This is a genomic window from Inquilinus sp. CA228 (assembly GCF_052078665.1).
Classification (GTDB): Bacteria; Pseudomonadota; Alphaproteobacteria; order DSM-16000; family Inquilinaceae; genus Inquilinus.
Genome location: NZ_JBQJIK010000063.1, coordinates 36,969 through 50,219 on the forward strand (window position 1 = coordinate 36,969; position 13,251 = coordinate 50,219).

Sequence of the window (13,251 nt, forward strand, 5' to 3'; positions counted from 1 at the left end):
GTCCTCCGCAAGCGGTTTCCCCGGGGAACGCGACCCGGCGTGCCTGTCGGACGCACTATCCTGATCAGTGGCGACCTGGCTGTTCCCGGCGGCACAGCCGTCCGGGATTGTCCAGACGGACCGGCCTCACCCGCGCTCCTCGAACGGCGCGCGGAAGCTCGGCAGCCGGTCCGCGGCGGCGGGCAGGGGCGGGAAGGGCTTGTGCGGCTCGGCCTGGTACCAGAAGGCGGTGCTCGACACCTCGTCGTCGCGCCGGTTGGCGTGGCCGCGTTCGATCGTCACCCGGATCGAGCGCCGGAACACCACCGGGTCCTCGATGTGGAAGCGGTACAGCGTCACCGGCTCCTGCCAGTTCGGGCCGCCGCCGGCGATGATGCCGTGATAGGGGGCGGAATACTCCTGGTTCGGGCACCAGGCGGTGTTGAAATAGTCCTCGGTGCCGGTGCCGTGCAGGGTCGGCGGCCAGGCGTCGTTGGCGCCGGCTGAGCTCTCCGGTCGGTCGGCGGCCACCGGCTGCGGCGCCTCGGCCGCGATCTGCCGCCTGCGGCCGGCGTCGGGCACCGAGATCCCGGGCTCGCCGTCGACGAAGATCATGTCGTCGCCCTCGCCATACCAGTCCCAGCTGCGCGACCGGCGCAGCGAATAGACGCTCAGCAGGCAGCCGACATAGTGGCCGTGGCCGGCGGCGTCGAGGATGGTGTGGTTCCTCGCCCCGTCGGTGGTGACCCCGCCGAACAGCACCTCCTCGTTGGACAGGCCGGCCTCGTCGAAGGGCTGCGGCGCGGCCCGGCGCCACTGGGCGTGGAAGCGGCCCAGCCCGTCCTCCAGCGCGTCGTGCAGCTCGAGGTCGATATAGTAGTAGAACTGCAGCTCGTGCTCGGCCTCGTTGGTCACAGCGAAGCGCATCTGGCTGGCGAACGGCATCGGAAAATAGCAGTTGAAGCCGCGGCCGTCCTGCGGGCTCATCTGCAGCGGCAGGCTGGCGAAGTTGCGGGTCTGGCCGTGGCCCATGCCGAAGAAGTCGCCAAGCGGGCATTCGATGCTGGGCTCGGCCTCGCCGTCCCACCAGGCGCGCAGCACGATCTTGCGCAGCGCGTGCCGGCTGGCGCAGTTGACCGTCACCCAGATGTGCGTGACCACGCCGGCGCCCGACGTCTCGGCGATCGTCACCGTCTCGCCCGGGGCGATGTGCAGCCGGTCGTCGTTGCCGCCGGTGCGGTCCCAGCTGGAGAAGCGCCGGGTGCGGGCCTGGCGCAGCTTGGCGAGGCCGCGCAGCGGCGACAATCCGGCATTGCTCTGCATCCTATGATCTCCCGTGGCGGCGGCTATTTCAGCCCGCCGGTCTTGATCGATTCGATGATCTGCCGCTGGAACAGCACGAACAGCAGCAGGGTCGGCAGCGCCACCACGGTGGAGGCGGCCATGATGTAGTTCCAGGAGGCGGAGTACTGGGCCTGGAAGCTGGCGACCGCGACCTGCACCACCCACAGGTCCGGATCGGTGGTGATGGTCAGCGGCCACAGGAAGGCGTTCCAGTTGGCCAGGAAGAAGAAGATCGCCAGGGCGGCCAGGATCGGCCGGGACAGCGGCAGCACGATGCTCCAATAGACCCGCCAGTAGCCGGCGCCGTCGATGAACGCCGCCTCCTCCAGCTCGCGCGGCACGTTCAGGTAGAACTGGCGCAGCAGGAAAATGCCGAAGGCGTTGAAGATCGCCGGGATGATGAGGCCGCCATAGGAGTTCACCAGGCCGAGCTGCCGCACCAGGATGAACAGCGGCACGATGATCACCGGCAGCGAGATCAGGAAGGTCGCGAACATGCCGAGGAAGATCGCCTCCCGACCCGGGAAGCGCAGCCGGGCCAGGGCGTAGCCGGCCATGGAGTGGAACAGGAGGGCGATCAGCGTCACCGATCCTGCGACCACCAGCGTGTTCAGCAGGAAGCGCAGGAAGTCGACCTCGGTGAAGACGTAGAGGAAGTTGTCCAGCGTCGGCCGCGCCGGGATCAGCCCGGGGTTGAAGATCTCGTCCGGCCCCTTGAAGGCGATCGACAGCATCCACAGCAGCGGCGCCACGGTCATCAGCGCCGCCAGGGCCGAGGCGAGGAACCAGACCGTGCCGGCCGGGCGGAAGGCGCGAGCAGGGAGAGCGGCGGCGTCAGTCATAGTCGAAGCGCCCGCCGCGCGTGGCCCAGAACAGCAGGGCGGTGAAGGCCAGCAGGATGACCACCAGCACCGAGGCCATCGCCGCCGCGTAGCCGTATTCGCCGAACTGGAAGGCCTGCTCGTAGATGTAGTAGATCGCCAGCGCGGTCGAATTGGCCGGCCCGCCCTTGGTCATGACATAGACCAGGTCGAAGGTCTGGGCCCCGGCGACGGCGGTGACGGTCGACACCAGCAGCACGAAAAAGCTGGTCGGGCGCAGCAGCGGCAGGATGATGTAACGAAAGGACGCCACCGGCCCGGCGCCGTCGATCCGCGCCGCGTCGAGGTACTCCCGCGGGATGTCCTGCAGCCCGGACAGGAAGATCAGCATGTAGTAGCCCATCAGGAACCAGACGCTGACGCCGACGATGGCGTACAGCGCCAGGCTGGGGTCGCCGAGCCAGGACAGGCCGCCGAGCCCGATCGCGGCGGAGACCCGGCTGATCACGCCGATCTTGTCGATCAGCAGCACCTGCCAGATCAGCGCGACCACCACCAGGCTGACCATGTGCGGCAGGAAGAACATCATCCGGAACAGGCCGGAGAAGCGGCTGCGCCGGTGCACCAGCAAAGCCAGGCCGAGGCCAGTGACATAGAGGCTGGGCACCAGCAGCACGACATAGAGCAGGGTGACCTTCAGGCTCTCCAGGAACAGCGGGTCGGCCAGCATGCGGCGGTAGTTGGCCAGGCCGACGAAGCGGTAGCCGCCGAAGCCGGTGACGCCGAAGAAGCCGAGGCTGAGCGACAGCAGCATCGGCCCGCCGACGAAGACCAGCAGGCCGAGCGCGTCGGGCAGCACGAAGAGATAGCCGGCGATCCACTCGCGGTGCCGGGCCGACAGGCGGCGGCGCTTCGGCACGCCCGCTGCCCGGCCGTTGCGGGCCGCCGTTCCGGACGCCAGGCTCATAGGATCGGCGCGCCGTCGTAGCCGGCCAGGAAGCTGTCGATCTGCTGCGCCGCCATCTCGGCCCGCTTGCCCGGGTCCTCGCCGTTCAACTGGCAGGCCTGGATCGCGTCGGAGATCGCCTTGTAGACCTGGGGCGGCACGCGCGGCTCGCCGCGGGCGGTCGGGAACACCTGCTCGGCGAAGATCTTCATCGCGCCGCTGCCATAGGCCTGGGCGGCGGTGGCCTCGGCGAAGGCCGATTTGCGCGGCGGCATGTCGCTCTTGGCCTTGGTGCACCAGTCGGCGACGCGCTGCACCGAGCCGGGCTCCATCGACCCCAGCGCCCAGGCGCAGAACTTGCCGGCCGTCTCGGTATCGCGTCCATTGGCGTTGGCGACGAAGGCCCAGCCGCCGGCCACGGTGCGGTCCTGGCCGCCCGGCGGCAGCGGCAGCTTGAACACGCCGTATTCGAAGGTCGGATCGGCGTTGCGCAGAGCGCTGATACCCCAGATGCCGACATTCTGCATGGCGCAGAAGCCGGAGCCGAGATTGGCGGCGATGTCGTTGGCGCCGTAGCCCAGCGGCTTGCGCGGGGCGGCGCCCTGGGCGACCGCGTCCTGCCAGAACTTCAGCGCGGCCCTGGCGGCGTCGGAGTTGAAGCCGCTCTTGCCGTCCTTCCCGACGATCTCGCCGCCGCCCTGCCACAGGAACGGGTACCAGGTGAAGTTCTGGTAGTAGCCGGGATTGGTCTCGAACAGGATGCCGAAGCGCCGGTCGTTGGTCAGTTTCTTGGCCACCTCCAGCAGCTGGTCCCAGCTCTTCGGGATGTCGGCCTCGCCGAGGCCGGCGTCCTTGAAGGCCTTGACGCTGTAGTAGATCGCCATCGGCTCGACCTCCATCGGCAGGCCGAACAGGCCCTGGTCGACCAGCCGGGTGGCGATGGCGGTGTCGTAATAGTCGGCGCGGGCCTCGGCCGCGACATAGGGGGCGAGGTCCAGCAGGGCGCCGCCATTGTGATAGCGCAGGAAGTCGCCCGGGCTGATCAGGAACAGGTCCGGCCCCTCGCCGGCGGCGAAGGCGGTCTGCAGCTTGGTGCCGTTGATGTATTGCGCGCCCGGGATGTACTCCAGCTCGATCTTGGTCTCCTGGCTGTCATTCCAGGCCTTCACGGTGTCCTGGAACCACTGCACCTGGCTAGGCACCGGGCCGCCCGGCGCGTAGAACTGCCAGAACTTCAGCGGCCCCTCCTGGGCCCGCGCCGGGGACAGGTAGGGCATCGGCAGCAGGCTGCCGCCGACCAGGGCTGTGCCGGCGGCCAGGACGGTGCGGCGGCCGAGCGGGTGTCCGGACGTGGTGGTGCCGTTGCGGCGGGTCATGGCGGTCCTCCCCTTTGTCGCGACGCGATGCGTCAGCCTGGGCTATGCAGCGAGCCCGGCGGATCAGGCGATGTCGCAGCCCGCCGTCCGATCGCTCGGAATTCGGCCGCCGTCGACTTGTCTGAAACGTTTCAGAAAGGCTATCATCCGATCCGGAACTTGGCAACGGCTTCGGGATTTCATGGCGACATTGCGGGACGTGGCGAACCGGGCGGGGGTGTCGATCGGCTCGGTCTCCGCGGTGATCAACCGGACCGCGCCGGTCAGCGCCACGCTGCGCCAGCGGGTGCTGGCCGCGATCGAGGAGCTGGGCTATGCCCCGGACGGGGTGGCGCGCAGCCTGAAGACCGGCCGCACCCGCACCATCGGCCTGGTGATCCCGGACATCACCAACCCGCTCTTCGCCGCGCTGGCCGCCGCGATCGAGCGGGCCTGCGACGCCGTCGGCTACGCGCTGGTGCTGTGCGCCACCGCCGACGACCCGGAGAAGGAGCTGCGCGACCTGCGGCTGATGCGCACCCAGCGCGCCGACGGGCTGATCCTGGTGCTGAGCGGGGTCGAGCCCGGCAATGCCGAGGCGATCCGCCGCCTCGTCACCATGCCGGCGGTGCTGGTCGACCGCACGCTGCAGGGCCTGCCCGATTTCGACTCCGTCACGGTCGACAACCGCGCCGCGGCCCGGCTGGCGGTCGAGCATATGATCGGTTGCGGCCATCGCCGCATCGGCATCGTCACCGGCCGGCCGGGGATCTCGATCTCGACCGAGCGCTTCGAGGGCTATCGCGAGGCGCTGGCCGCGGCCGGCGTCCCGTTCGTCGAGGACCTCGCCGCCTGCGGCGACTTCCACATCGAGACGGCGATGCAGGCCACGGCGGTGCTGCTGCGGCGCCGGCCGCGGCCGACCGCGATCTTCTCGACCAGCAACCTGACCACGATCGGGGTGATGCGGGCGATCGCCGAGCGGGGCCTGCGCTGCCCGAAGGACGTCTCGGTGGCCGGCATCGACGATTTCGAATGGAGCACCGCCTTCTCGCCGCGGCTGACCGCGGTGGTGCAGCCGGTGCAGGCGATCGGCGAGCGGGCGGTGGAATGCCTGCTGGCGCGCCTCGCCGGCCCGCCGCCGGCCGAGCCGGTCCGCGACGTGTTCGCGCCGCAGCTCGTGATCCGGGATTCCTGCCGGGTGATCGGCTGACCGGCATTAATACAGAATTATACTGATATTTATTGTTTGTATGGCAGATCGGATGTGAATTCGATTGTGATCTGCCGTGTCCATCTGTATGACGCCGGCGAGGTGTTTCGCCGGACGTTTCGGTCGGAGCGCCCTCCCGCAGTCCCGTTCCGCCGAAAGTGCCATGGGCGACCCATCGATCACCGCCGATCTCGTCAGCCTGATCCGCTCCTCGGCCCCGAGCCCGGAGGCGATCGCCGCCGCGCGGGACGGCATGCTCGACTTCCTGGCCTCGGCCTTCGGGGGCGTCGGCGACCGCGCCATCGCGCCGCTCGCGGCCGCGCTGGGCGGCGAGGGCGGGGAAGCGACCGCCTCGGTGATCGGCCGGCGCGACCGCGCGGCGCCGCTGACCGCGGCCCTGCTCAACGGCACCATCGGCCACGCCCTCGACTATGACGACGTCCAGCGCAGCGTCGGCGGCCATCCCAGCACGGTGATCCTGCCGGCCCTGTTCGCGCTGGCGGAGGAACGCGGCAGCACCGCCGAGGCGCTGCTCGACGCCTATGTCGTCGGGGTCGAGGCGATGGCCCGGATCGGCCTGGCCCTTGGCCGGCAGCATTACGAGGCCGGGTTCCACCCGACCGCGACGCTCGGGCCCACCGGCGCCGCCGCGGCCACCGCTTTCCTCGCGGGGCTGGACGAGGCCGGCACCGCCCGGGCGCTCGGCCTGGCCGCGACCCAGTCGGCCGGGCTGCGGCTGCAGTTCGGCAGCGACGCCAAGCCGCTGCATGCCGGGCTCGCGGCCCGCGCGGGCCTGTTCGCCACCCGGCTGGCCGTGGCCGGCTTTGGCGCGGCCGAGAATGCCTTCGACGGGCCGATCGGCTTCCTCGCCGTCTATGGCGGGGCGGGGACGGAGCCCCGGCGCGCCGTGGCGGGCTGGGGCGAGCCGTGGCAGATCGTCTCCCCCGGCCTGATCTTCAAGCGCTACGCCTGCTGCTCCGCCTCGCATTTCGCGGCCGACGCCGCCCTGGCGCTGAAGGTCGAGCACGCGATCGACCCGGCCGCGGTGGTCGATGCGACCGTGACCTTCGCCCGCGGCGGCGATTCCGCGCTGACCGTGCGCCAGCCGCGCACCGGCCTGGATGGCCGGTTCAGCGTCGAATATGTCGTGGCGGCGGCGCTGACCGATGGCCGGCTCGGGCTCGACCTGTTCGCCGATTTGCCGGTGCGGCCGGAGCTCGCGGCCCTGTCCGCCAAGGTCGAGCGCCGGATCGACCCCGACGCCCCGCCGGTCTCGAACGACCCGGCCACCCGCTTCTCGACCGTCGAGATCCGCCTGGCCGACGGCCGCGTGCTGTCGCGCCGGGTCGACCGGCCGCTGCCGGCCGACGACCTCGCCGCCAAGTTCCGCGACGCCGCCGGACCTGCCGCGGCGCTCGCCGATGTGCCGGGGATCGTCCGCACCATGCGCAGCCGCGACGACCTCGCCACCCTGTTTGCCGCCTTCCGTGCCGCCTGACCCGGAGACCGCCCCGATGATCCGATCCCTCACCCTCCTTGCCGCCGCGGCGCTGCTGGCGCTGACCGCCACCGCGGCCCAGGCCGACGCCACGCTCGACCGGGTCAAGGACCGCGGCGTGGTGACCGCCGGCATCCTGGTCAACGGCACCGCCTTCGGCTTCCTCGACCCCGCCAGCAACACGGTGAAGGGCTTCAATGTCGACATCGCCCAGGCGGTGGCCGACAAGCTCGGGGTCAAGCTCGACATCGTCACCGTCGACCCGCCGAACCGGGTGCAGTTCCTGCAGCAGGGCAAGGTCGATTTTCTCGTCGCCTCCTTCACCGACACGCCGGAACGGCGCGAGCAGACCAGCGTCATCCCGACCGCCTATTACGAGGTCGGCGGCGCCGCCATGACCCGCAAGGACAGCGGCATCGCCGGCTGGGCGGACCTGCGCGGCAAGACCGCCTGCGCCTCGCAGGGCAGCCACTACGCCCGGCTGCTGGCCACCGAATACGGCGCCGAGGTGCGGGCGCTGAAGACCTCGGCCGAGGCGCTGTCGACCCTGCGCGCGGGCGGCTGCGTCGTCTCGGTGCACGACAACACCCTGATCTATTCGCTGCTGAAGCAGCCGGAATGGCAGGACTACAAGGCCGACCTGCCGCTGATCGGCCTCGGCACCTGGGTCGCCGCGGTGCGCAAGGGCCAGGACGACACCGCGGCGCTGGTCGATGGCGTGATCCGCGACCTGCACAAGAGCGGCGCCCTGATCGAGATCGAGAAGCGGTGGCAGATCAGCCCGCCGTCGCCCTTCCTGGCGCAGATGCATGAGAAGCTCCTGAACGGCGGGTCATGATCGATTCCCTGATCGATCGCCTGGCAGGGCTGGGCCTCGATTTCAGCTTCCTTCAGACGGCCTATGACCGCGGCCTGTTCCTCGACGGCGCGGTGACGACGGTCGAGATCGGGGTGCTGTCGATCCTCGGCAGCCTCGTGCTCGGCCTGGTCCTCACCGCGCTGCAGCTGACCCGGCGGCCCTGGCTGGCCGCGCTGATCCGGGCCCAGATCGAGCTGACCCGGAACACGCCGCCGCTGGTCCAGCTCTACTTCGCCTTCTTCGCGCTCAACGCCCTGATCGGCGCGGTCAGCGGCAACGCCGGCGCGGTGGTCACGCCCTTCGCCTGGGTCGTGATCGTGCTCTCGGTGTACAAGGCCGCCTTCAACGCCGAGGCGCTGCGCGCCGGCCTCGAGGCGGTGCCGAAGGTGACGCTGGAGGCTGCGGCGGCGCTGGGCCTGACGCCGCGCCTGGCCTTCCGGCTGGTGCGGCTGCCGATCGGCCTGCGCTTCGCTTTGCCGTCGCTGGTCAACAACGCCATCGACCTGGTCAAGACCTCGGCCATCGCCTCCGCCATCGCGGTCGGCGACATCACCTATGCCTCGATCATGATCTGGTCGGACCGGGACAACGTCACCGAGCTGATGATCCTGCTGCTGGTGTTCTTCAACATCCTGACCTTCGGCGTCGACCGCATCGGGCGGTGGCTGGAGCTGCGGCTGCGGATGCCCGGCTATGGTCAGTGACGCCGTCGCCCCGTCGCGTCGCGGCGGTGCCGCCCTGCCGCTGCTGGTCGCGGCCGTCCTCCTCGCCGGGGCGGCCTGGGCGTTCTGGCCGCAGGTCGCGGACAACGCCGCCCTGCTGGCGCTGTGGATGCCGGTGCTGCTGCTGGGCTTCCTGCAGAACATCCTGATCGGCGCGGTGGCGATCGCGGCGGGGACGGCGGGCGGCCTGCTGGTCGGGGCGCTGCAGATCTCGCCGGTCAAGCCGCTGCGCTGGCCGGCCCGGGCCTTCGTGCTGTTCTTCCGCAACTCGCCCTGGCTGGTCTTCATCTATTTCATGACCTATATCCTGCCATTCGAGATCGTGATCGGGCGCAGCTACCTGCCGTTCCCGGACTGGCTGAAGGCGACGGTCGGCCTGGCCCTGCCGGCCTCGGCCAATGTCGCGGAGATCTTCCGCGGCGCCATCATGTCGATCCCCAGCGCGCAGTGGGACGCGGCCAGCTGCCTGTCCTTCAGCCGGGCCCAGATCTTCCGGCTGATCATCCTGCCGCAATGCCTGCGGCGGATGCTGCCGCCCTGGATGAACCTCTACGCCATCATCACCAAGGGCACGGTGCTGGCCTCGCTGGTCGGGGTGACCGAGGTGCTGACCACGGCCCAGCGCGCCGCCAATTCGGTGCACCGCACCGACTTCACCCTGCTGGTCTACCTGACCGTCTTCCTGCTGTTCTTCCTGTACTGCTACCCGATCGCCCGGCTGACCCGCCGGCTGGAGCGGCGCCATGCCGGACGCTGAAATCCTGGCCGAGCTCGCCGGCGTCGAGGTCACGCTCGGCGGCACCCGGGTGCTGCGCGGCATCGATCTGGTGGTGCGGCGGGGGCAGGCGGTGTCGCTGATTGGGCCGTCCGGATCGGGCAAGTCGACCATCCTGCGCTGCATCGCCGGGCTGCAGCCGGTCGGGCGCGGCACCGTCACCGTCTGCGGCCTGCCGGTCCACGCGTTGCGCAAGCACGAGGCCAAGCGGCCGCTGTGGCGCCGGGTCGGCGTCGTGTTCCAGCAGTTCAACCTGTTCCCGCACCTGACCGCGCTGCAGAACCTGACCATCGCCCCGACCCGCGCCCTCGGCCGGGATGCCGGCGAGGTGGAGCGCGAGGCGCGGGCGCTGCTGGACCGGGTCGGCCTGGCGGACAAGGCGAATGCCTATCCGTCGGAGCTGTCCGGCGGCCAGCAGCAGCGGGTGGCGATCGCCCGGTCGCTGGCGATGAAGCCGGAGCTGATCCTGTTCGACGAGGTCACCTCGGCCCTCGACCCCGAGACGGTGGGCGAGGTGCTGGCGATCATCCGCGACCTGGTGCGCGACGGCATGACCTGCCTCCTGGTGACGCATGAGCTGCGCTTCGCCGAGGAGATCAGCGACGAGATCCATTTCACCGAGGGCGGCGTGGTGGTCGAGCACGGCCCGCCCGCCGCCCTGTTCCATGCGCCGCGCCACGACCGCACCCGGGCCTTCGTGACCCGGGCCCGGCCGGGCGCTATCCCTTCCGTCCGACCGGATCTGAGCGAGAACCGAGAATGAGCGAGACCAAGCGCGAGATGAAGCTGGGCCTGTTCCTGCAGCCGCTGGGCCACCACGTGGCCGGCTGGCGCCACCCGGAGGCGCAGGCGGTGGAGCAGGATCTGGGCCTGATCCAGCGCATCGCCCGGATCGCGGAGGACGCCAAGTTCGACATGGTCTTCCTGGCCGACGGCCTGACCACCGGCCGCGACGCCCACCCCTCCTGGGTGGTGCGGTTCGAACCGCTGACCCTGCTGGCCGCGCTGGCGATGACGACGACGAAGATCGGCCTCGCCGCCACCGCCTCGACCACCTATGGCGACCCGTTCACCACCGCCCGCGCCTTCGCCTCGCTCGATCATCTCAGCCGCGGCCGCGCCGGCTGGAACATCGTCACCACCTCCTATGACCGCTCGGCCAGCAATTTCAGCCGCGAGCAGCATCTCGAGCACGATCTGCGCTACGAGGTGGCGGAGGAGTTCGTCGCGGTCGCCAAGGGGCTGTGGGACAGCTGGGACGCGGACGCCTTCCCGAAGGACAAGGCGGCGGGCGTGTTCTTCGATCCCTCGAAGTTCCACGAGCTGAACCACAAGGGCCGGTTCTTCTCGGTCAAGGGGCCGCTCAACGTCGCCCGGGCGCCGCAGGGCCACCCGGTGCTGATCCAGGCCGGCTCCTCCGGCGTCGGCATGGATTTCGCGGCGAAGATCGCCGAGGTCGTGTTCACCGCCCAGTTCGGCACCGACGAGGCGCGCGAATTCTACCGCGGCCTGAAGCAGCGGGTGGCGGCGCAGGGGCGGCGGCCGGACCAGGTCCACATCATGCCCGGGGTGATGCCGGTGATCGGCCGCACCACCCAGGAGGCGAAGGACAAATACGCCGAGCTGCAGCGCTGGTCGGATGACAGCAACGCCCTGTTCCTGCTGTCGGAGCGGCTGGGCCACGACATCTCCGGCTATCCTCTGGACGGGCCGCTGCCGGAGCTGCCGCCCTCGAACCAGAATCGCAGCCGGGCCGAGCTGCTGACCCGCCTGGCGCGCGAGCAGAACCTGACCATCCGTGAGCTGTACCACCTGGTCGCCAGCGCCCGCGGCCACCGCATCGTCTGGGGCACGGCGGAGGAGGTGGCGGACGCGCTGACCGACTGGTTCACCGGCGGCGCGGCGGACGGCTTCAACATCATGCCGGCCCATTTCCCCGGCGCCTTCGAGGAGTTCACCGGCCAGGTGGTGCCGATCCTGCAGGAGCGCGGCCTGTTCCGCCGCGACTATGAGGGCACGACCCTGCGCGACCATCTGGGGCTGCCGGTGCCGCAGAGCCGGTGGGCCTGACCGGCCATCGTCGCCCTCCCGTCAGGCCGCGGCGGCGAAGCGGCTCCGCGCCAGGCGCTGCACCAACAAGGCCAGCTGCTCGGTCTCGGCCTCGGTCAGGTCGTGCAGCGGCGCCCGCACCGGGCCGGAGTCCCGGCCGATCACCCGCATCCCGGCCTTGATGATCGAGACCGCATAGCCCTTGCGGCGGTTGCGGATCGTCAGCAGCGGCAGGATGAAGTCGCGCAGACCCACCTGCACCGTCTCGCGGTCGCGGCGGCGGACCGCGGCGTAGAACCTGGTCGCGAATTCCGGCACGAAGTTGAATACGGCGGAGGAATAGGTGGTCACGCCCATCTCCAGATAGGGCAGGGCGTAGGTCTCGGCCGTCGGCAGCCCGCCGATATAGGTCAGCCGGTCGCCCATGCGCAATTGGACCCGCGTCATCAGCTCGATGTCGCCGATGCCATCCTTGTACCCGACCAGGTTCGGGCAGCGCTCGCACAGCCGGGCCAGGGTGTCCTCGGTGACGATCGCGTTGTCGCGGTTGTAGACGATGACGCCGAGCCTGGTGGCGGCGCAGACCGCCTCGATATGGGCCGCCAGCCCGTCCTGCTCGGACTGCACCAGATAGGGCGGCAGCAGCAGGATGCCGTCGGCGCCGGCGCGCTCCGCCGCCGCCGCCATCTGCTTGGCGATCGCGGTGCCATAGCCGGCCCCGGCGATCACCGGCACCCGGCCGCGGGTCTCCTCCACCGCCGTCCGGACCACGGTCTCGACCTCGGACGGCGCCAGCGAGAAGAACTCCCCGGTGCCGCCGGCGGCGAACAGCCCGGCGACGTCATAGCCGCACAGCCAGTCGAGGTTGGAGCGGTAGCGCTCCGCATCGAAGCCGTTGTCGCGATCAAAGGGGGTGACGGGGAAGGACAGCAGGCCGGAGCCGAGCCGCTGCGCCATCTCGTTCGGGGTCATCATCCATCGTCCTCCGGCATCGAAATCAAGGTCGATCCCGTTCTAGCGTCCGGATCAATTCCGTTCTAACCCGATTGCTGGATCGATCGATGCGGCTTCGGCATCGGTCTGGCGATGCTGCTCGGCCAGGCCGCGAGCGATGTCGAGGATCGCCGGCAGCAGCGGATTGTCGTTGTCCTGCCGCCAGGCGATGTAGAGCTCGGCCGAGCGCGGCGCGGCGAGGTCGAGCGGCCGCAGCACCACGCCGCGGCTGTACAGGTACTGCGCCGCCTCCGGCACGATCGAGACGCCGAGGCCGGCCCGCACCAGGGCCAGGATCGAATGGATCTGGCTGAGATGCTGGACATAATCGGGCAGCAGGCCCGAGCGGGCGAACAGCTCGATCACCAGGTCGTGGAAGTATCGCGCCTCATGGGGCGCATACATGATGAAGGGCTCGCCCGCGAAGTCGCGCAGCGACAGGCTGGGCGCCCGGGCGAGGGGGTGCTCCGCCGGCAGGGCGGCCATCAGCCGCTCCTCGGCGACGCGGAAGCTGGCGGTGCCGGCCTGCACCACCGGCGGCCGCAGCAGCCCGGCGTCGATCTGGCCGTTGCCGAGCGCCTCGAACTGGTCGCCGGAGACCATCTCGCGCAGCACCAGGGTGACATCGGGCAGCTGGCGGCGGCAGGCGGCCACCAGGTCGGGCAGGCAGCTATGGGCCGAGGTGGCGGTGAAGCCG

At 70.3% G+C, this 13,251-nt stretch carries 13 protein-coding genes; 7 read left to right on the forward strand and 6 right to left on the reverse strand.

Annotated elements, in window-relative coordinates; translation table 11 throughout:
- Window positions 1–126: 126 nt before the first annotated feature.
- From ACTOWL_RS27100 to ACTOWL_RS27115, 4 genes are read right to left on the reverse strand one after another with little or no spacing between them, the layout of a single operon-like run.
- Window positions 127–1,302: a DUF2961 domain-containing protein gene (locus tag ACTOWL_RS27100; RefSeq protein ID WP_441324398.1), complete on the reverse strand. Its 1,176-nt coding sequence runs from the start codon at window positions 1,300–1,302 to the stop codon at window positions 127–129.
- A 23-nt stretch (window positions 1,303–1,325) separates the two neighbouring features.
- Window positions 1,326–2,165 (reverse strand): carbohydrate ABC transporter permease, encoded by an 840-nt coding sequence (locus tag ACTOWL_RS27105; RefSeq protein WP_441324399.1) that lies wholly within the window; start codon window positions 2,163–2,165, stop codon window positions 1,326–1,328.
- A complete protein-coding gene (locus ACTOWL_RS27110) occupies window positions 2,158–3,111 on the reverse strand; it encodes a carbohydrate ABC transporter permease (protein WP_441324400.1) in 954 nt (317 codons plus the stop codon). Before ACTOWL_RS27110 ends, ACTOWL_RS27105 begins: the two co-directional genes overlap by 8 nt.
- Window positions 3,108–4,466, reverse strand: a complete 1,359-nt coding sequence (locus tag ACTOWL_RS27115) for an ABC transporter substrate-binding protein (RefSeq protein WP_441324401.1) — start codon at window positions 4,464–4,466, stop codon at window positions 3,108–3,110. Before ACTOWL_RS27115 ends, ACTOWL_RS27110 begins: the two co-directional genes overlap by 4 nt.
- Before the next feature lie 181 nt (window positions 4,467–4,647).
- On the opposite strand from ACTOWL_RS27115, the gene ACTOWL_RS27120 reads away from it, so the two are divergent.
- From ACTOWL_RS27120 to ACTOWL_RS27150, 7 genes are all read left to right on the forward strand, one after another.
- Complete coding sequence (locus tag ACTOWL_RS27120; protein ID WP_441324402.1) at window positions 4,648–5,658, forward strand: LacI family DNA-binding transcriptional regulator; 1,011 nt, start codon at window positions 4,648–4,650, stop codon at window positions 5,656–5,658.
- 163 nt (window positions 5,659–5,821) lie between these two features.
- Window positions 5,822–7,156 carry an MmgE/PrpD family protein gene (locus ACTOWL_RS27125; protein ID WP_441324403.1) on the forward strand — a complete coding sequence of 445 codons (1,335 nt, stop codon included), beginning with the start codon at window positions 5,822–5,824 and terminating at the stop codon, window positions 7,154–7,156.
- A 16-nt stretch (window positions 7,157–7,172) separates the two neighbouring features.
- Entirely contained in the window at window positions 7,173–7,994 is an 822-nt protein-coding gene (locus ACTOWL_RS27130) for a transporter substrate-binding domain-containing protein (protein WP_441324404.1), read from the forward strand.
- The gene (locus tag ACTOWL_RS27135; RefSeq protein ID WP_441324405.1) at window positions 7,991–8,719 is read left to right on the forward strand and encodes an amino acid ABC transporter permease; all 729 of its coding nucleotides are present in this window, start codon (window positions 7,991–7,993) and stop codon (window positions 8,717–8,719) included. Before ACTOWL_RS27130 ends, ACTOWL_RS27135 begins: the two co-directional genes overlap by 4 nt.
- Window positions 8,709–9,494 carry an amino acid ABC transporter permease gene (locus ACTOWL_RS27140; protein WP_441324406.1) on the forward strand — a complete coding sequence of 262 codons (786 nt, stop codon included), beginning with the start codon at window positions 8,709–8,711 and terminating at the stop codon, window positions 9,492–9,494. Before ACTOWL_RS27135 ends, ACTOWL_RS27140 begins: the two co-directional genes overlap by 11 nt.
- On the forward strand, window positions 9,481–10,275 hold the full coding sequence (locus tag ACTOWL_RS27145) for an amino acid ABC transporter ATP-binding protein (protein WP_441324407.1): 795 nt from the start codon (window positions 9,481–9,483) through the stop codon (window positions 10,273–10,275). The genes ACTOWL_RS27140 and ACTOWL_RS27145 overlap by 14 nt, the downstream gene beginning before the upstream one ends.
- Window positions 10,272–11,582, forward strand: coding sequence for an LLM class flavin-dependent oxidoreductase (locus ACTOWL_RS27150; protein ID WP_441324408.1), 1,311 nt, complete (start codon window positions 10,272–10,274; stop codon window positions 11,580–11,582). The genes ACTOWL_RS27145 and ACTOWL_RS27150 overlap by 4 nt, the downstream gene beginning before the upstream one ends.
- Window positions 11,583–11,603: 21 nt before the next feature.
- Here the strand turns inward: ACTOWL_RS27150 and kdgD are convergent, their stop codons facing one another.
- Both kdgD and ACTOWL_RS27160 read right to left on the reverse strand, forming a co-directional pair.
- On the reverse strand, window positions 11,604–12,536 hold the full coding sequence (gene kdgD, locus ACTOWL_RS27155) for a 5-dehydro-4-deoxyglucarate dehydratase (protein WP_441324409.1): 933 nt from the start codon (window positions 12,534–12,536) through the stop codon (window positions 11,604–11,606).
- A 51-nt stretch (window positions 12,537–12,587) separates the two neighbouring features.
- On the reverse strand, window positions 12,588–13,251 hold a 664-nt coding region (locus ACTOWL_RS27160; RefSeq protein ID WP_441324410.1), incomplete at its 5' end, for a LysR substrate-binding domain-containing protein.